We start from the raw sequence: 17252 nt of genomic DNA, 5'->3' as shown, positions 1-17252 counted from the left end.
GGGCGGACGCTCCAGCGAAGGAGCAGTTCAGCGAGCCAGCATGACCGCATGGCCGTAGTCGACATTCCGGGTTCCAAGTCCATCACCGCCCGCGCCCTCTTCCTCGCCGCGGCGGCCGACGGGGTCACCACCCTGACGCGTCCCCTGCGCTCCGACGACTCGGAGGGTTTCGCCGAGGGCCTGCGCACGCTCGGCTACCGCGTCGGCCGCACCCCGGACGCCTGGCAGATCGACGGCCGACCGCAGGGCCCCGCCGTGACGGACGCGGAGGTCTACTGCCGTGACGGCGCCACCACCGCCCGCTTCCTGCCGGCCCTCGCCGCAGCGGGCCACGGCAGCTACCGCTTCGACGCCTCCGCCCAGATGCGCCGCCGCCCCCTGCTCCCGCTTACCCGGGCCCTGCGCGACCTGGGCGTGGACCTGCGGCACGAGGAGGCGGAGGGCCACCACCCGCTCCGCATCGAGGCGGCCGGCGTCGAGGGCGGCGACGTGGTCCTGGACGCGGGCCAGTCCTCCCAGTACCTGACGGCGCTGCTGCTGCTCGGGCCGCTGACGCGGAAGGGCCTGCGGATCACGGTGACCGACCTCGTGTCGCAGCCGTACGTCGAGATCACCCTCGCGATGATGCGGACCTTCGGCGCGGATGTACGCCGCGACGGAGCCACCTACCTCGTCGCCCCCGGCGGCTACACGGCCACGACGTACGCGGTCGAACCGGACGCCTCCACCGCGAGCTACTTCTTCGCCGCGGCCGCGCTGACCGGCGGCGAGGTCACCGTCCCGGGCCTCGGCACCGGCGCTCTCCAGGGCGACCTGGGCTTCGTCGACGTACTGCGCCGCATGGGCGCGCGGGTGGAGATCGGCGCCGACCGCACGACGGTGGCAGGAACGGGCGGGCTGCGCGGCGTCACCGTCAACATGCGGGACATCTCCGACACCATGCCGACCCTCGCCGCGATCGCCCCCTTCGCCGACGGCCCGGTCCGCATCGAGGACGTCGCCAACACACGCGTGAAGGAGTGCGACCGCCTGGAGGCCTGCGCGGAGAACCTCCGCCGGCTCGGCGTCGAGGTGGCGACGGGCCCCGACTGGATCGAGATCCGCCCGGGCGCCGCCCTCCCGGCGGGTGCGGAGATCAAGACCTACGGCGACCACCGCATCGTCATGTCCTTCGCGGTCACCGGCCTGCGGACGCCCGGTATTTCGTTCGACGACCCCGGCTGCGTACGGAAGACTTTCCCGGGTTTCCACGAGGCGTTCGCGGAGCTGCGAAGGGACATCGGACAGTGAGTTTCAAGCTGGAGGGGCCGGTTCTGGAGGGCGCGCTCGTGCGCCTGGAGCCGCTCGACCACCGCCACGCGGCCGACCTGGCCCTGGCGGCGGAGGAGGACCGCGACACGTACGCGTTCACCTGGGTGCCGAGGGTGGACGAGATCGGCGGTTACATCGACGCGCAGCTCGCCCGGGCGGCGGCCGGGAAGCTGGCTCCGTACGCGCAGGTGTCCCTCGCCTCGGGCCGGGCGGTCGGTGCCACGTCCTTCTGGGAGCCGCGCTCCTGGCTGTCGGACGACCGACTCGACGCCATCGAGGTCGGGTTCACCTGGCTCGCCGGGTCGGCCCAGGGGACCGGCCTGAACGCCGAAGCCAAGCTCCTCCTCTTCCGCCACGCCTTCGAGGAGTGGAACGTCTCGCGGGTCGACCTGAAGACCGACGCCCGCAACGCCCGCTCCCGCGCCGCCATCCAGAGCACGGGCGCCCGCTTCGAGGGCGTACTGAGGAACTGGTCCCGCTCCTGGGCACCGGGCGAGGACGGCCGCCTCCGTGACTCCGCGATCTTCTCGATCACGCAGGAGGAGTGGCCGCAGTGCCGGGAGCGCCTGGAGGAGCGGGTGGCCGGCTTCCTGGCCCGCGCGGTGTGACGTCGGGGCCGGCCGGGTGTGCCTCCGCTCGCCCGGCCTCAGCCCTCGGTGTCGCCCGCGGTGGTCGAGGTGTCCTGCTCGACCTGGTGTTCCTCGCTCTTCGTCAGTTGCTGCCGGTCCGGTCCCACGCCGAGTTGCTGGGCGCGGCGCATGTCGTGGACCCGGGCGAGAAGGTCCTGCATGGCGGGGAGCGGGAGCGTCTGGAGGTAGGCCGAGATGTCGCCGCCGCCGCTGATGTACTCGGGGACGTCGAACTTGGCGAACTCGCCGACGATGCGGATCATCGTGACGTTCTCCGGACCCAGGAGTTTCACCTCGGTCTTGAGCTCCAGGCCGAAGCGTCGGATCTCCGCCCGTACCTCCAACGCGTCGATCTTGTCGCTCAGTTCGGCGTGCCGTACGCCCGCTTCGAGCCTGCCGTCGCGCATCTCGTCCTTGAACTGCTCCTGGAACGCGGTGAGCAGGGCGGGGTTCCTCGGGATGAACCTGCCGAGACTGGTCCGCAGGACCTGTACGCCGGTCTCCTCCAGCGCGTGCTTGACCTTGTCGGTGAGGTCCTTGCGGATGTCCTGGTACCTGCCGAGGAACTCCAGTACCGAGGCCGTCACGGCGATCTCGGCGAAGTAGCCCGCGACCGTGACCCCGAGGACGTCTCTGACGAACCGCTTCATCGGGGCCGGGTCGTCGACGAGGCCGCCCAGGCCCGAGGTGCGGACGCCGCCGAACTGGCTGACCAGACGCGGAGCCACAGCGGGCGGAATCTGCAGGTTCTGCGAGAGGTCGACGTCCAGGTCGAAGCCCTGGACGCTGACGGTGATCTGCCCGAGGTCCGCGTCGTAGTTGTCGGCCTCGGAATCCTGCTTGTTGTGCCACTTGAGGATGAGCACCCGGGTGGGGATCCGGATCACCCGGACGAACCAGGGGTTGAGCGGATAGCTGGTGCCCTCGCCCAGGGTTTCCTCCTGGACGCCCCGTTGCCCGCCGTTCCTGAGGAACTCCCACGGCCGGCGGAAGCTGCTGTGCCCCTTCACCCGCGGTGCCACCGTGCCCGTGGCACCCTGCTGCGGCTCCGCCCCGTCCAGCGTGATGACGACCCCGGTGCACCCCTCCTCGATGGAGACCTCCTGGAGGTGGGCCTCGGTCAGCCCGTCGCGGGAGGCCGCCACGTTGTCGACCGTGATCACGTCGAACAGCTCGGGGTTGATGTCGTAGTACGCCCCGCCGCCGAGGATGGCTAGCTGACGGCCCTGTTCGCCGCCGCCGAGCAGGAACGCCTCGCCGTTCTGGAAGCTGTTGCACTCGACATGCCGGCCGAACCGCCGGTCGGGCGGGCGCACGGCACCCGCCTTCGCCTGGACGAGGCCGACCGTGCCCGGCGGGACGTAGACACGCGGCACCATCGCGACGTCGAACAGCCGGGTGTTGACGTAGTACGACTGCCCGCCGCTGAGGGTCGTCACCTGTACGCCCTGCTCACCGCCGCCGAGCAGGAAGTCCCGGCCGTTCTGGAAGTTGTCGCAGTCGACATGACGGCCCAGCGTCCGGCCCTCGGTCCGGGTGTGGCCCTCCTTCGCCGAGACCAGGCCGACCATTCCCGCGGGCACGCGCACCCTGGGCACGTACTCCACCGAGTGCAGCAACGGGGTGAGCCAGTGGAAGCCGCCGGGGAGCAGCGTGCGGGCGTGGACCCCGCGGGCGTTGTCCGGGTTGACCTCCTTGAAGGCGGAGTCGGGGTGCGTGGGGCCGAACCGCCGGGTGACGATGCCGACATGGTCGGCGGGCACCACTACGCGGCCCGACCAGCCCGCCCACGTGGCGGCCCCGAGCAGGACGAACAACACGAACAGGGTCAGCAGCATGGGTCGCTTCTCCACTCTCGTAGCCGTGCGTGCACCGCCGGCACGGTCGAACTCCAACGGTCGTACCAGTCGGGGTCGTTCTCGCGGCCCGGGTCGCGCAGCGTGGGGAAGAACCCGGAGCGCCGGCCGGGCCCGGCGCGCTGTACGAAGTCGCGGTAGAGGCGGGGCACGGGGGAATCGGCCGAGTCGCGCCAGCCCAGCGCGGCGCCCAGTTCGGCGAAGCGCGGGCCGCGTCGGCCGCGGTCCGCGGGGGCCAGTGCGCGCTGGCGGCCGAAACCCTGGCGGCCCTCGGAGCGGGCGGTCCACAGCGCGTCGATGCCGGCCAGCACGTCCAACGGTAGTGTGCGCGCGTGCCGTTCGCCGAGCCAGCCCTCGGTGAGCCGGCCGGCCGTCTCCAGGACGATCCGGGTGGTCAGCAGGTCGGCGTGTTCGTACTCGTCCTCGGCGAGGTGGGCGCGCAGCCGCTCCAGCGCGGCCGGGGGCGTCATGCGCACCACGGGGGCGGTGGAGCCGACGCCGGGGTCGGGCAGGCGGGGCGGGCGGCACTGTGTCACGTCCCGGTGCAGGGCGCGCAGCAGGTCCAGTTCCGCGGCGTCGAGCAGGGCGCCGTCGCGGGCGTCGACGTGCCAGGTGGCGGCCAGGTGGTAGTTGACGTCGCCGTCGAGGAGGACGGGGACGAAGGTCCGGCCGTGCACCTGGCCCTCCAGGATCATGCGGGTGACGTCGTCGGAGTCCTGCGACTGCGGGGTCATCACCACGACCACGGCGACGGCGTGGCGCAGCTGCTGCCTGATCGTCCAGAACTGGGCGTCCCCGGGCCGCAGATCGTCCGTCGACCAGACCGGCAGCCCCGCCGTGCGCAACTGCTCGGCGAGCCGCCCGCCGAACGCGGCGTCCGCGGGTGCGGAGCAGACGACGAAGGCGGGTCTCCGCGGTGGGGTGAGCGGCCGGGGCGGAGCGGGGTGCGCGGCCCGGGTGTTGTCAGGATCGGGCGCGCCGCCGGCAGGGGGCGGCCGCCCCGCGATGACGGCGGCGAGCTCGGCGACCTTGTCGGCGAACGCCCGGCCCCTCGCGTCGCTGAAGTCCCGCCAGACGCGGTGGGCGGCGAAGGGCGGTGCGGGCACGTGCCCGAGCAGTACCGGCACGAAGCGCAGACCGTTCGCGGCCGACGCGGTGGCCAGCGCCGCGTACTCGTCCATCGCGGGCGCGGAGCGCAGGGACGCCGGACTGATCACGGCGATCCCGTTCCTGGAGCTGAGCAGGGCCCTCTCCTGCTCGTGGACCACCACCTGCCCCGGCTCGATGCTCCACTGGTCGAAGTGCACCGACAGCCGGTGTCCTGCGAGGTGTTCGGCCAGTGTCCTGGCCCAGGCGGCGTCGGCGGCCGCGTAGGAGACGAAGACGTCGTTCAACGGCTGGGACCTCCTCCGGGGAGCGACCAAGGTAAGGGCGGAAGGTCCGCTTCCGCCCGTCCATCACACAAACAGCACACCTTCGTGTGGAGGGCCCTCAGCGAGCCGACCCGGGCGCGGGGAGAAGGGCCTTCACCAGGGGTGCGGCGAGTGTTTCCAGGGTCGCGCGGCCGCGTTCCTCCCAGTGCCGACCGAGTGTCTTCCCCGCCGCCCGCCGCAGCGCTGTCAGCAGCACGTCGGGGGGTGGCCGCAGGGCCGGTTCCTTGGCCAGTCCGGCGGCGAACAGCGCGTGCAGCGGCTCGGGGAGCGCGGTCGACGGCACGGGCGCCGTGCTGTGCCTGGCCATCAGGGTGAACAACTGCGGCGCGGTGAAGGGGAGTTCGCCGGTCAGGCAGACGTGCAGGACGCAGCAGGCCGCGTACACGTCCGCCTCGGGCGTCGCGGTCACAGCGCCGCGCCAGAGTTCCGGCGCGCGCAGTCCGGGGGCGGCGCCGGTGGTCAGTGCGGCCAGCCCCAGCCCGGTCAGCGTCGTGGTCCCGTCGCTGTGCACCAGCACCTTGCCGGGCCGTACGTCGCCGTGCACCAGCCCCCGGTCGTGCGCGGCGGCCAGCGCCCGCAGCGTCCGCCGGAAGACCGTCAGCGCGGCGGGCGCGGGCAGGGTGCCGTGCTGCTCCAGCACCAGCGCCAGGGTGCTGCCCTCGACCGCGTCGCTCACCAGGGCGCCGCCGACCGCCCCGGCCCACCGGCCGTACGCGGAAGCGAAGCGGGGTGCGTGCACATAGTGGCGGAACGCGACCGCTTCGGGCGCTGCGAGTCCGGTCAGCCGTCGGAGGTCCGCATGGAAGGCGTCCGCCCGGGGCCGGTGGATCAGCAGGGCCGCCGGTACGTAGCGCACCGCCACGAGATCGCCGGGCGCATCCGCCTCGCCGTCGAGCCGCGCCAGCACGGTGCGCCCGCAGCGGCCCCGGTGCACCTCGCGCACCTCCGTGCTCCGCGGCAGCCGCCACGGCCGGGCGACCACCATCAGGCGCCCGTCCGTCGCCGCTGCCGGTCCACGATCTCCACCAGGCGGGCGACTTCGGCGTCGTAGCGCGGGCTGCCGGGCTCTCGCAGATCCACCGGTTGCCGGATCGCGGCGAACAGCGGGAGCTCGACGTCCGCGGTTCGTGCCGGTACGAACCGCAGCCCGCCCTCGTGCGCGCGCTGGAGCAACGCGGCGTACTCGTCCTTGATCCCCCGGTCGTCCATGGTCGCGACGCCGAACAGCAGCACACCCAGCGCCGTGCTCGCCAGCGCGTTCTCGGCCTCCAGCCGCGGGAGCAGCCCGGGCGCGACCCACCGCACCAGGAACACCGACGCGCCCGCCCGCCCGAGGTCACCGGCCAGCAGCTCCGCCGCACGGGCCTCGGCGTCGGCGTAGGACACGAAGACGTCGTAGGGGACCCCCGGATCCGGCGGCGGGGGAGCGGGCGAGGGCGCGGGATCGCGGCCGGCGCCGCGGCGCCGACGTATCTGCCCCCGCACCCCGATCCAGCCGAAGTACGTGCCCGCCACCGTGGCAATCAAGCCGACGAGTGCGATCGCCAGGTTGGCCCCCTCCATGACCGGAAGTCTAGGGCGACCGGCCAGGGGACAGGGGCTGTTCCCGTGTTACGTCATCCGCCGCTCAGCAGGTGCCGTGTCTTCAGGCCGTGTGCTCCACGAACCGGGCCGCCGTCTCCGCGAGGACCTCGCGGCCGTCCCGGGCCCACAGCGCGTCGTTGAAGAGTTCCACCTCGATCGGCCCGTCGTACCCGGCCGCCTCCACATACGCCTTCCACTCGCGCATGTCGATCGAGCCGTCGCCGATCTGGCCGCGTCCGTTGAGGACGCCCTCGGGCAACGGGGTGGTCCAGTCGGCGAGTTGGAAGGTGTGGATGCGACCGCCGGCGCCCGCGCGGGCGATCTGAGCGGGAGCCGTGTCGTCCCACCAGATGTGGTACGTGTCGACGGCGACGCCCACCTGGTCCGCGGGGAAGCGTTCCGCGAGGTCCAGGGCCTGGGCGAGAGTCGACACGACGCAGCGGTCGGCGGCGTACATCGGGTGCAGCGGTTCGATGGCCAGGCGTACGCCCCTCTGCGCCGCGTACGGGCCCAACTCGCCCAGCGCGTCGGCGATCCGCTCGCGCGCGCCGTGCAGGTCCTTCGACCCGGCGGGCAGGCCGCCGGAGACCAGGACGAGGGTGTCCGTGCCGAGCGTCGCGGCCTCGTCGATCGCCGCCCGGTTGTCGTCCAGGGCGCGGGCGCGCTCGGCGGGGTCGATCGCGGTGAAGAAGCCGCCGCGGCACAGGGTGGTGACGCTCAGGCCCGCGTCGCCGATCAGCTTCGCGGTGGCCTCGACGCCGTACGACTGGACGGGCTCGCGCCACAGGCCGACGCCCGGAACACCCAACTCCAGGCAGGCGTCGACCAGTTCGGGCATCGACAGCTGCTTCACGGTCATCTGGTTGATGCTGAAACGCTCAAGTGCCGTACTCACTGGGCCACTCCGTACAGGGCGAGCAGGTTCTTCATGCGGGCCTCCGCCAGCTCCGGGCTCGGGAACAGGCCCAGCTGGTCGGCGAGTTCGTAGGCCCGCGCGAAGTGCGGGAGCGAGCGTGCCGACTGCAGGCCGCCCACCATGGTGAAGTGCTCCTGGTGGCCCGCCAGCCAGGCGAGGAAGACCACGCCCGTCTTGTAGAAGCGGGTGGGCTTCTGGAAGAGGTGGCGGGACAACTCGACGGTGGGGTCGAGGAGTTCGCGGAACCCCTTCACGTCTCCCGTGTCCAGGACGCGGACCGCCTCGGCCGCCAGCGGGCCGAGTGGGTCGAAGATGCCGAGCAGCGCGTGGCTGAAGCCCTGCTCGTCGCCCGCGATCAGCTCGGGGTAGTTGAAGTCGTCGCCCGTGTAGCAGCGCACGCCGTCCGGCAGGCGGCGGCGCAGGTCGACCTCGCGCTGCGCGTCCAGCAGGGAGACCTTGATGCCGTCGACCTTGTCCGGGTGGGCGGCGATCACCTCCAGGAAGGTGTCCGTCGCCGCGTCCAGGTCGGACGAGCCCCAGTAGCCCTCCAGCGCCGGGTCGAACATCGGGCCGAGCCAGTGCAGGACGACCGGGTCGGAGGCCTGGCGCAGGAGGTGGCCGTAGACGTCGAGGTAGTCCTCGGGGCCCTTGGCCGCCGCCGCGAGCGCCCGCGACGCCATGAGGATCGCCTGCGCGCCCGTCCCCTCCACGAGCGCGAGCTGCTCCTCGTACGCCGCCCGGACCTCCGCCAGGCCGGCCGGGGCCGTCAGCTGGTCGGTGCCCACGCCGCACGCGACGCGTCCGCCGACCGCCTTCGCCTCGGCGGCCGAGCGACGGATCAGCTCCGCCGCGCCCGCCCAGTCCAGGCCCATCCCGCGCTGCGCGGTGTCCATGGCCTCGGCGACACCGAGCCCGTGCGACCACAGGTGGCGGCGGAAGGCGAGGGTCGCGTCCCAGTCGACGGCGGCGGGGCCGTCGGGGGTGACGTCGGCGTACGGGTCGGCGACGACATGCGCCGCCGAGAAGACCGTACGGGAGGTGAAGGGGGCGCCGGTGGTGACGGCGAGAGGCTCGGAGCGGGGCTCGTACGCCCTCAACCGCCCCTCTGCGCCGGGGAGTCGAATGGTCACAGGGAGACCTCCGGCACATCGAGGCGGCGGCCCTCGGCGGAGGACTTCAGGCCCAGCTCGGCGAGCTGGACTCCGCGGGCGCCGGCCAGCAGGTCCCAGTGGTAGGGCGCGTCGGCGTACACGTGCCTGAGGAAGAGCTCCCACTGCGCCTTGAACCCGTTGTCGAACTCGGCGTTGTCCGGGACCTCCTGCCACTGGTCGCGGAAGGAGTACGTCGCCGGGATGTCCGGGTTCCAGACCGGCTTCGGCGTCGAACTGCGGTGCTGCACACGGCAGTTGCGCAGGCCCGCCACCGCGGAGCCCTCCGTGCCGTCGACCTGGAACTCGACGAGCTCGTCGCGGTTGACGCGGACCGTCCAGGAGGAGTTGATCTGGGCGATCGCGCCGCCGTCGAGCTCGAAGATGCCGTAGGCGGAGTCGTCGGCCGTGGCGTCGTACGGCTTGTCCTGCTCGTCCCAGCGCTGCGGGATGTGCGTCGCGGTCAGCGCCTGGACCGACTTCACCCGGCCGAAGAGCTCGTGGAGCACGTACTCCCAGTGCGGGAACATGTCGACGACGATGCCTCCGCCGTCCTCCGTGCGGTAGTTCCAGGAGGGGCGCTGGGCCTCCTGCCAGTCGCCCTCGAAGACCCAGTAGCCGAACTCGCCGCGGATGGAGAGGATCCGGCCGAAGAAGCCGCCGTCGATCAGGCGCTTCAGCTTGAGCAGGCCCGGCAGGAACAGCTTGTCCTGGACGACGCCGTGCTTGATGCCCTTGTCATGGGCGAGCCGGGCCAGCTCCAGGGCGCCGTCGAGCCCGGTGGCCGTCGGCTTCTCGGTGTAGATGTGCTTGCCCGCGGCGATCGCCGCCTTGATCGACTCCTCGCGGGCGGAGGTGACCTGCGCGTCGAAGTAGATGTCGATGGACGGGTCGGCGAGGACCGCGTCGAGGTCCGTCGACCAGTGCTCGAGGCCGTGCCGCTCGGCCAGCGCCTTCAGGGCGTGCTCGCGGCGGCCGACGAGGACCGGCTCCGGCCACAGCACGGTGCCGTCGCCGAGGTCGAGACCGCCCTGCTCGCGAAGAGCGAGGATCGAGCGGACCAGGTGCTGGCGGTAGCCCATGCGCCCGGTCACCCCGTTCATGGCGATACGCACCGTCTTGCGTGTCACGTCATTCCCTTCGTACGCGTCAGCCGCCGCGTACGCCCCAAGGGGAACAGGTGAGCGTCACAGCAAGCGCTTTCTACACGGTGAGAAGCTAGCCTCTGTGCAGTGGCTCAGGCAAGACCGCGTGGGTGACGAGATGGTCGAAATGTTCGACGATCCGGACAGGGTGGGGCCTTCGCAGGGGAGAAGGTGCCCCGGATGAGGGGAAATATCCGACGACTCGGACACGGCGTCCGGGAGGGGGCCAGGTGAGGCGGGCATGTTCGATCACCCGAACCACTGGACGCGGGGGCTCGCGCGCGATCGGATGTACGCGACTGAGACATGCGACTGAGGCGTGGGGCCGAGGTGCGGAGCTGTTGCGCACGGCTGGTGGATGCGACACGACCGGATGCAGCGACTGATGTACGTGAGCGGATGTACGTGACCGGAGGACGAAATAGATGACGGTGACCCTGGCGGACGTGGCGGCCCGCGCGCAGGTCTCGCCCGCGACCGTGTCCCGGGTGCTGAACGGGAACTATCCCGTCGCGGCGTCCACGCGCGAGCGGGTGCTGCGCGCCGTGGACGAGCTGGACTACGTGCTCAACGGACCCGCCAGCTCCCTGGCCGCGGCGACCTCCGACCTCGTCGGAATCCTCGTCAACGACATCGCCGACCCCTTCTTCGGGATCATGGCGAGCGCCATCCAGAGCGAGATCGGCGGCCCCGGGGGGCGCGCGGGCGGTGAGCGGCTCGGCGTCGTGTGCAACACCGGCGGCTCCCCGGAGCGCGAGCTCACCTATCTCACGCTCCTTCAGCGCCAACGCGCCGCCGCGGTCGTCCTCACCGGCGGCGCCATCGAGAACGCGGCGCACGTGGCGGCGGTCTCCGCGAAGCTGAGCAAGCTCGCGGCGGCCGGGACCCGGGTCGTCCTCTGCGGCCGGCCGCCGGTGCCCGACACCCCGGAGGCGATCGCCCTCACCTTCGACAACCGCGGCGGCGGCCGCGAACTCACCGAGCACCTCATCGGGCTCGGACACCGGCAGCTCGGCTACATCGCCGGACCCGAGGAGCGCACCACGACCCGGCACCGGCTCGAAGGCCACCGGGACGCGCTCGCCGCGCACGGCATCAAGGACGACCCGCAGCGCACGGTCCACGGCCGCTACGACCGCCGGTCCGGCTACGAGGCGACCCTCGAACTCCTGCGCCGCGACCCGTCGCTCACGGCCATCGTCGCCGCCAACGACTCCGTCGCGGTCGGCGCGTGCGCGGCGCTGCGTGAGTCCGGCCTGCGCACCCCGGACGACGTGTCCGTCGCCGGCTTCGACGACCTGCCCTTCAGCATCGACGCGGTGCCTGCGCTGACGACGGTCAGGCTGCCGCTGTCGGAGGCGGGGGCCCGGGCCGGGCGCATCGCCATGGGGCGGGAGGAGCCGCCGCCGGGGGGGATCGCCACGGTGCGGGGGGAACTGATGGTGCGGGGGTCCTCCGGACGGCCGCGGGGGTGAGGCACCCGGGGGTGGTGCCGGCCCCTGCTGGGGGCTGCCGCCCCCAGACCCCCGCTTCGGCCTGAACGGCCTCGTCCTCAAACGCCGGACGGGTTGAAACGCCTCCCCGTTCCGGACGGGACAAAAGGCCTCGCGCGCCGGACGGCCTGTCCTCCTTGACCTCAAGTGGGCTTGAGGGGCGAGTGTCTGATCATGGACACAGAGACAGCAGAGATCAGCGCGCTCGTGCATCGGCTCTTCCGGGCCCTGGACGAGCGGACGTTCGGCGTCGGCTGGATGCGGGACTTCGTCACCGATGGCGTACGGATGGAGACGCCGCTCGGGACCACCGACGGTGCTGATGCCGGGGGTGCCGCGGCGGAGGTGGCGCTCGGGCGTTACGACCGTACGCAGCACATCGCGTCCGGCATCCTCCCCGACGTGGATGCCGGGGCGGGGCGGGCCACCGTCTCCTGGAACGCGCTGATGACCCATGTCCACCACGACACCACCCGCGAGGCGCTCGGCGCGGACACCGACCCGTTGTTCACGGTCGGCGGCTTCTACGAGGCCGACGTGGTCCGCACCCCGGACGGCTGGCGCTTCAGCCGGGTCGCCGTCCGGCCGGTCTGGACGAAGGGGAGCCCGCCGCTGGGTGTGTAAAGGACATCGCTGGGCGCCGGTGGGGTGCGGCATGGTGCCCGGATGTCCGATGACCTGGCGTTTCCCGTCCTCCGTCCGCCGATCCCGGCGAGGCGTTCCGTGTGGCACGACACACGTGGTGGGCGTGCGGGACGCGTTGCCCGGCATGTCCTTCAGGACCGGCGTTCGGATGGAGCGGGTGGACGGAGAGCCCGTCGACCCGACCGGGCTGCACGGCGGAGTCGAAGGCGCCGACCTCTCCACCGGCCCCGCCTTCCTGGCCCCGTATCTGCCGCTGTGGGCGGAACGGTGGGGCGCGCCGGTTGGCAGCATCGAGGACACCTTCGTCGCCCTCGCGGCGGGACACGTGGCTGAGATCTGGTGGGACTGGCTGGTGTGGCCGGACGTCCCGGAGCGGAGCTGGACCTGGACGCGGAGACCACACACGCCGGAGTCTCCGTGCTCTTCAACACCCGGACGCGCGAGCTGGACGTACGGCCGACGACCACACCGTTCTCGTACACGTGCGGAGCCTCAGCTCCATGGAGTACATGCACCGGCAGGCCTCCCTGGCCGGCCGAGCGGATCGGGAAGACCGTCGTCGGGGCTCCGCTGCGCAGTCAGCAGCGCCGTGCACGGCCATGGACGGGCGGCGCGTCGGGTTCTACGCTCGACTCAGCGATACCTCTGACTGAGTCAACCATCCCGGGCCCATCCGCCCACGCCAACCACCGGGGTCGAGCATGACCGTTCAGGACATCCGTACCTTCAACCGCTTCTACACGAACGTCATCGGCGCCCTCGACTACAGCCGTCAGCTCTATGCGCCGTACACCCTCACCGAGTCCCGCGTGCTGTACGAACTCGCGCACTCGCCGCGTACGGACGCCGCCGATCTGCGGGGCGAACTGTCGTTGGACGCCGGGTACCTGAGCCGGATCCTGAACAAGTTCGAGCAGGACGGGCTGATCGAGCGCGGGCCCTCGATGCGCGACCCGCGCCGGCGCCACATCGCGCTCACCGCGCGCGGGCGCGAGACCGCCGACCTGCTCGCCGAGCGCGCGAGCGAAGCCGTCGGGTCGCTGCTGTCGACCGTGCCGGCCGCCGACCGCCCGCGTCTCGCCGAGGCGATGCACACGGTGCGCGAGATCCTCTCCGAGGGCCGTCCGCCCCGCCGCGAGGACGTCGTCCTGCGCGGCCCGGGCCCCGGCGAACTGGGCTGGATCGTGCAGCGCAACGCAGCGCTGTACACCGCCGAGCACGGCTGGAACACCGACTACGAAGGCCTGGTGGCGAGGATCGTCGCCGACTTCGCCGAGGACCACGACCCGCACCTGGAGCGGGTGTGGATCGCCGAGCTCGACGGGCGTCCGGTGGGGTGCGTGATGTGCGTACGGGACGAGGCGCCGGGCGCCGCCCGGCTGCGGCTGCTGCTCGTCGAACCGGACGCACGGGGCCTCGGCGTCGGCGACCGGCTGGTGGACGCGGTCATCGAGTTCGCGCGCGGCGTCGGCTACCGGGAACTCGTGCTCTGGACCAACGACGTCCTCGCCGCAGCCCGCCGCATCTACCAGCGCCACGGCTTCGTCCTCGTCGCCGAGAAACCCCACCGCTCCTTCGGCAGGGATCTCCTCGGCCAGGACTGGCGTCTGGACCTGCATGGGAACGCGAGCGACGGGTAGGGTCCGGCAGCATGAAGCTGGCGTTCTCCACCCTCGGCGTACCCGGTCTCCCGATTACGGACGTGGTCCGGCTCGCGGCCACGCACGGCTATCACGGTGTCGAACTGCGCGCACACCCCGAAGAGCCCGTGCACCCGGGCATCGGACTGACCGAACGGGCCGACGTCGCCGCCGAGTTCAAGGCGGCCGGCATCGAAGTCCTCGGCCTCGCGGGATACGCGCGGGTCGCGGAGCCCGGCGACGACACCCCCGTCCTCACGGAGATCCGCGAACTGCTCGACCTCGCCCGCGACCTGGGCGCCCCCTACGTACGCGTCTTCCCCGGCGGCGGCACCGAGCAGAGCCCCGGGGAGGCGGACGCGACGGCGGCCAGGCGCCTCGGCGAGGCCGCGGAGTACGCCGCCGCCCTCGGCGTACGCATCCTGCTGGAAACCCACGACTCGCACCGCACCGGCGCCGACGCCATCCGCGTCCTGGGCCTGGTGGGCCACCGCCAGGTCGGCTCGCTCTGGGACGTCATGCACACCTGGCTCGGCGGCGAGCAGCCGTTGTCGACGTACGCGGCCCTCTCGCCGTTCCTCGGATACGTCCAGGTCAAGGACATCGCCTCCGCCGAGGACACCACCCCGCTGCCGCTGGGCGCGGGCGTCCTCCCGCTCGCAGAGTGCGTCGAGCTGCTCTCCCGGGAGGGCTGGGACGGCTGGCTGTGCTGGGAGTACGAGAAGCGGTGGTACGAGGCGGCGGCGCCGCTGCCGGAGCTGCTGGGGGCCGGGCGCGAGCACCTCGCGCGGCTGCTGAACGACTCCGCGTAATCCGTTCGCCCCCACCAGGGGCTTCGGGTTAACCTCCGCGCCGTGAAGCAGCCCGAGCCGTGCCCCGGCGTCCCCTCATGAGTCCGACCCGCATGTTGATCGACGTCCGGCCGCTGCGGACGTACCCGGTGTTCCGGCGGCTGCTGATCGGCCGGACCGTGTCCGTGCTCGGCAGCTTCATGACCATGGTCACCGTCATGTACCAGGTGTGGGACATGGGCCACAGCGCCGCCTGGACCGGCGCGGTCGGGCTCGCGCAGGCGCTTCCGCTGGTCGGGTTCGGGCTGTTCGCCGGTGCCTGGGTCGACCGCGGCGACCGGCGGCGGATCTACCTCGCCGCCACCGTCGGACAGGCCGCCTGCTCGGCTCTGCTCGCCGTGCAGGGCTTCACGGGCCATGTGCCGGTGGTCGGAGTGCTCGCGCTCGTCGCCGCGCAGTCCTTCTTCGCAGCGGTCGGCGGCCCGGCCGCGGGTGTCTTCGTGCCACGGCTGCTGCCGAAGGAGCAGGTCGCGGCCGGGCTCGCCCTCAACCAGATCACCGCCCAGGCGATGATGCTGGTCGGCCCCGCCCTCGGCGGCCTGCTGCTCGGCCGGCTGGGCATCGGCGCCTGCTACCTGATCGACAGCCTCAGCTTCGCCCTCGCCTTCTACGGCGCCTACGGACTGCCCGCGCTGCCGCCCGAGGGCGAGCCGTCGCGGGCCGGACTCCACGGGGTGCTCGACGGGCTTCGCTTCCTGGCCGGACACCGGGTCGTGCGCGGGGCACTGATCACCGACCTCGCGGCGACCGTGCTGTCGTTCCCCGCGAGCCTGTTCCCGCTGGTCAACGCCGAGCGGTTCGGGAACAACCCGCGCACCCTCGGTCTGTTCCTGTCGGCCCTCGCCGTCGGGGGGATCACCGCCTCCGCCCTGTCCGGCTCCGTCACCCGGTTCGGGCGCCCCGGTCTGGTGATGCTGTGCGGTGCCGGGGCCTGGGGCGGCGCGCTCGTCCTCGTCGGACTGACCACGAGTCCTTGGGCGGGCCTCGCCCTCCTGGTCCTCGCCGGCGCCGCCGACACCACCTCCGTCATCTCCCGCTCCACCATCGTGCAGACCCGGACCCCGGATGCGCTCCTGGGGCGGGTGACCGCCGCCGAGCAGATCGTCGGACAGGCCGGACCGAGTCTCGGCAACGTCCGCGGTGGCCTCGTCGCCGGCTGGACCTCCGGCACGACCGCCCTGGTCAGCGGCGGCCTGCTCTGCGTCCTGGCGGTCGCCTCCGTCGGCGCGACGACCCCCGAACTGTGGGCGGCGGAAGGCCGAAAAAAATTCTCGGAATGACGTACAACCCTTTCCGCACACCGCGGGTCGTACTTGGCATCAGGACTTCTGGAGGGGGATCTGGGGGGATCGCGGGGGTTCTGATACGGAGGGGAAACCCGAGGGGGCCCGGTCGACGGACCGGGCCCCCTCGAACGTTCCCGGGAAGCGTTCAGGACCTCCCGGGACGACTTCGCCGCCGATGCGCGGACACCGCGGACACCGGCTCAGCCACTCAGAAGAACACTCCGCAGCGCAGCAGTACGTTCGCGTACGGGCGCGCCTCCCCGGTCCGTACGACCAGACGCGCGCCCGCCGACAAGGACTTCAGCTCCTCGTGCGGGACCAGCTCCAGGGCGGGGAAGCGCGCGTCCAGCAGGGCCGTCGCCGCGGGATTGGCGTCCCGGACCTCGTGTGCGGCCGTCGCACCCTCCACCACCAGCTCCGCCAGCAGCCCGTCGACGACCTCGGCGAACGACGGCACCCCGGCCCGGAACGCCAGGTCGACGACCCGGGGCCCGTCCGGTATCGGCATGCCCACGTCGCAGACGAGCACCCCGTCCCCGTGGCCCAGCTCGGCCAGCGCTCCCGAGAGATGACGGTTCAGGATTCCGGACTTCTTCACGGGGCTGCCACCTCCTCGGCGGTCGGGAAGGACTTCTGCGCGCCCTGCCTGGTGACCGCGGCGGCCCCCACCCGGGCCGCGTACGCGGCGGCCTCCGGTGCCGGTTCGCCGAGGCCCAGCCGCCAGGCCAGCGCCGCGGTGAACGCGTCACCCGCGCCGGTCGTGTCCACGGCCTCGACCCGTACCGCCGGAATGCGGGTGGTGTTCCCGGCGGAAGCCACCAGCGCGCCCTCGGCACCCAGCGTGATGACCACCGAGCGCGGCCCGAGGGCGAGCAGGGCCCGCGCCCAGTCCTCGGGGGAGCCGTCGAGGGAGCCGCCGGCGATGACCCGTGCCTCGTGCTCGTTGACGATCAGCGGATCGCAGGCGGCCAGCACCTCGTCGGGCAGCGGCCGCGGGGGCGAGGGGTTCAGGACGAAGCGCGAGCCCGGCGCGAGACTCCGTACGACCTCCACGACCGTCTCCAACGGGATCTCCAGCTGCGCCGAGACCACCCGGGAGGCATGGAAGAGGCTCGCCGCGGCCCGTACGTCCCCGGGCGTGAGCTTCCCGTTCGCGCCCGGCGAGACCACGATGCTGTTGTCCCCGGACGGGTCCACCGTGATCAGTGCGACCCCGGTGGGCGCCCCGCCGACCAGTACGCCCACGGTGTCGACGCCCGCCGCGCGCTGCGAGTCGAGCAGCAGCCGCCCGTGCGCGTCGTCGCCGACGCGCGCC

16 protein-coding genes are annotated in these 17252 nt (G+C 72.4%); 7 read left to right on the top strand and 9 right to left on the bottom strand.

Features of this window, described 5'->3' with window-relative positions:
* Nucleotides 1-48 precede the first annotated feature (48 nt).
* Entirely contained in the window at nt 49-1290 is a 1242-nt protein-coding gene (gene aroA, locus ABZS97_RS31845; protein ID WP_356143300.1) for a 3-phosphoshikimate 1-carboxyvinyltransferase, read from the top strand.
* Nucleotides 1287-1919, top strand: a complete 633-nt coding sequence (locus ABZS97_RS31840; RefSeq protein WP_356143298.1) for a GNAT family protein — start codon at nt 1287-1289, stop codon at nt 1917-1919. The genes aroA and ABZS97_RS31840 overlap by 4 nt, the downstream gene beginning before the upstream one ends.
* Before the next feature lie 38 nt (nt 1920-1957).
* On the opposite strand, the gene ABZS97_RS31835 is transcribed toward ABZS97_RS31840, so the two are convergent.
* The 7 genes from ABZS97_RS31835 to ABZS97_RS31805 all read right to left on the bottom strand — a co-directional run bounded on the left by ABZS97_RS31835 (nt 1958) and on the right by ABZS97_RS31805 (nt 10007).
* Complete coding sequence (locus ABZS97_RS31835) at nt 1958-3778, bottom strand: SPFH domain-containing protein (RefSeq protein WP_356143296.1); 1821 nt, start codon at nt 3776-3778, stop codon at nt 1958-1960.
* Entirely contained in the window at nt 3769-5190 is a 1422-nt protein-coding gene (locus ABZS97_RS31830; protein ID WP_356143294.1) for a TIR domain-containing protein, read from the bottom strand. The genes ABZS97_RS31835 and ABZS97_RS31830 overlap by 10 nt, the downstream gene beginning before the upstream one ends.
* Before the next feature lie 97 nt (nt 5191-5287).
* The gene (locus ABZS97_RS31825) at nt 5288-6214 is read right to left on the bottom strand and encodes a hypothetical protein (protein WP_356143292.1); all 927 of its coding nucleotides are present in this window, start codon (nt 6212-6214) and stop codon (nt 5288-5290) included.
* The gene (locus ABZS97_RS31820; protein ID WP_356143290.1) at nt 6214-6792 is read right to left on the bottom strand and encodes a TIR domain-containing protein; all 579 of its coding nucleotides are present in this window, start codon (nt 6790-6792) and stop codon (nt 6214-6216) included. The genes ABZS97_RS31825 and ABZS97_RS31820 overlap by 1 nt, the downstream gene beginning before the upstream one ends.
* Nucleotides 6793-6874: 82 nt before the next feature.
* Nucleotides 6875-7708 (bottom strand): sugar phosphate isomerase/epimerase family protein, encoded by an 834-nt coding sequence (locus ABZS97_RS31815; protein ID WP_356143288.1) that lies wholly within the window; start codon nt 7706-7708, stop codon nt 6875-6877.
* A complete protein-coding gene (locus ABZS97_RS31810; RefSeq protein WP_356143286.1) occupies nt 7705-8859 on the bottom strand; it encodes a dihydrodipicolinate synthase family protein in 1155 nt (384 codons plus the stop codon). The genes ABZS97_RS31815 and ABZS97_RS31810 overlap by 4 nt, the downstream gene beginning before the upstream one ends.
* Complete coding sequence (locus ABZS97_RS31805) at nt 8856-10007, bottom strand: Gfo/Idh/MocA family oxidoreductase (protein WP_356143284.1); 1152 nt, start codon at nt 10005-10007, stop codon at nt 8856-8858. The genes ABZS97_RS31810 and ABZS97_RS31805 overlap by 4 nt, the downstream gene beginning before the upstream one ends.
* Nucleotides 10008-10447: 440 nt before the next feature.
* Here ABZS97_RS31805 and ABZS97_RS31800 point away from each other — a divergent pair, with 440 nt between their 5' ends.
* From ABZS97_RS31800 to ABZS97_RS31780, 5 genes are all read left to right on the top strand, one after another.
* Nucleotides 10448-11497 (top strand): LacI family DNA-binding transcriptional regulator, encoded by a 1050-nt coding sequence (locus tag ABZS97_RS31800; RefSeq protein WP_356143282.1) that lies wholly within the window; start codon nt 10448-10450, stop codon nt 11495-11497.
* A gap of 192 nt (nt 11498-11689) precedes the next feature.
* A complete protein-coding gene (locus ABZS97_RS31795; protein ID WP_356143280.1) occupies nt 11690-12139 on the top strand; it encodes a nuclear transport factor 2 family protein in 450 nt (149 codons plus the stop codon).
* A gap of 722 nt (nt 12140-12861) precedes the next feature.
* Nucleotides 12862-13800, top strand: coding sequence for a helix-turn-helix domain-containing GNAT family N-acetyltransferase (locus ABZS97_RS31790; protein WP_356143278.1), 939 nt, complete (start codon nt 12862-12864; stop codon nt 13798-13800).
* Between the two features lie 11 nt (nt 13801-13811).
* A complete protein-coding gene (locus ABZS97_RS31785; protein WP_356143276.1) occupies nt 13812-14612 on the top strand; it encodes a sugar phosphate isomerase/epimerase family protein in 801 nt (266 codons plus the stop codon).
* Between the two features lie 77 nt (nt 14613-14689).
* Entirely contained in the window at nt 14690-15931 is a 1242-nt protein-coding gene (locus ABZS97_RS31780) for an MFS transporter (protein WP_356143274.1), read from the top strand.
* A 214-nt stretch (nt 15932-16145) separates the two neighbouring features.
* Here ABZS97_RS31780 and rbsD read toward each other — a convergent pair whose 3' ends face one another.
* Together rbsD and ABZS97_RS31770 are read right to left on the bottom strand one after the other, a co-directional pair.
* The gene (gene rbsD / locus ABZS97_RS31775) at nt 16146-16535 is read right to left on the bottom strand and encodes a D-ribose pyranase (RefSeq protein WP_356143272.1); all 390 of its coding nucleotides are present in this window, start codon (nt 16533-16535) and stop codon (nt 16146-16148) included.
* Nucleotides 16532-17252: ribokinase (locus ABZS97_RS31770; protein ID WP_356143270.1), on the bottom strand; the 721-nt coding region annotated here is incomplete at its 5' end. The genes ABZS97_RS31770 and rbsD, both read right to left, overlap by 4 nt.

The organism is Streptomyces sp. NPDC005485, assembly GCF_040606085.1.
Taxonomy (GTDB): Bacteria; Actinomycetota; Actinomycetes; order Streptomycetales; family Streptomycetaceae; genus Streptomyces.
Note: the sequence above shows the minus strand (reverse complement) of the source record. Positions and strands in the feature narration are given on the sequence as shown.

Bases quoted from the DNA above. Each gene is read 5' to 3' on its own strand.
- aroA (WP_356143300.1), top strand. From the start codon at position 49: ATGGCCGTAGTCGACATTCCGGGTTCCAAGTCCATCACCGCCCGCGCC.
- ABZS97_RS31835 (WP_356143296.1), bottom strand. From the start codon at position 3,778: ATGCTGCTGACCCTGTTCGTGTTGTTCGTCCTGCTCGGGGCCGCCACG.
- ABZS97_RS31825 (WP_356143292.1), bottom strand. From the start codon at position 6,214: ATGGTGGTCGCCCGGCCGTGGCGGCTGCCGCGGAGCACGGAGGTGCGC.
- ABZS97_RS31820 (WP_356143290.1), bottom strand. From the start codon at position 6,792: ATGGAGGGGGCCAACCTGGCGATCGCACTCGTCGGCTTGATTGCCACG.
- ABZS97_RS31800 (WP_356143282.1), top strand. From the start codon at position 10,448: ATGACGGTGACCCTGGCGGACGTGGCGGCCCGCGCGCAGGTCTCGCCC.
- ABZS97_RS31795 (WP_356143280.1), top strand. From the start codon at position 11,690: ATGGACACAGAGACAGCAGAGATCAGCGCGCTCGTGCATCGGCTCTTC.
- ABZS97_RS31790 (WP_356143278.1), top strand. From the start codon at position 12,862: ATGACCGTTCAGGACATCCGTACCTTCAACCGCTTCTACACGAACGTC.
- ABZS97_RS31785 (WP_356143276.1), top strand. From the start codon at position 13,812: ATGAAGCTGGCGTTCTCCACCCTCGGCGTACCCGGTCTCCCGATTACG.
- ABZS97_RS31780 (WP_356143274.1), top strand. From the start codon at position 14,690: ATGAGTCCGACCCGCATGTTGATCGACGTCCGGCCGCTGCGGACGTAC.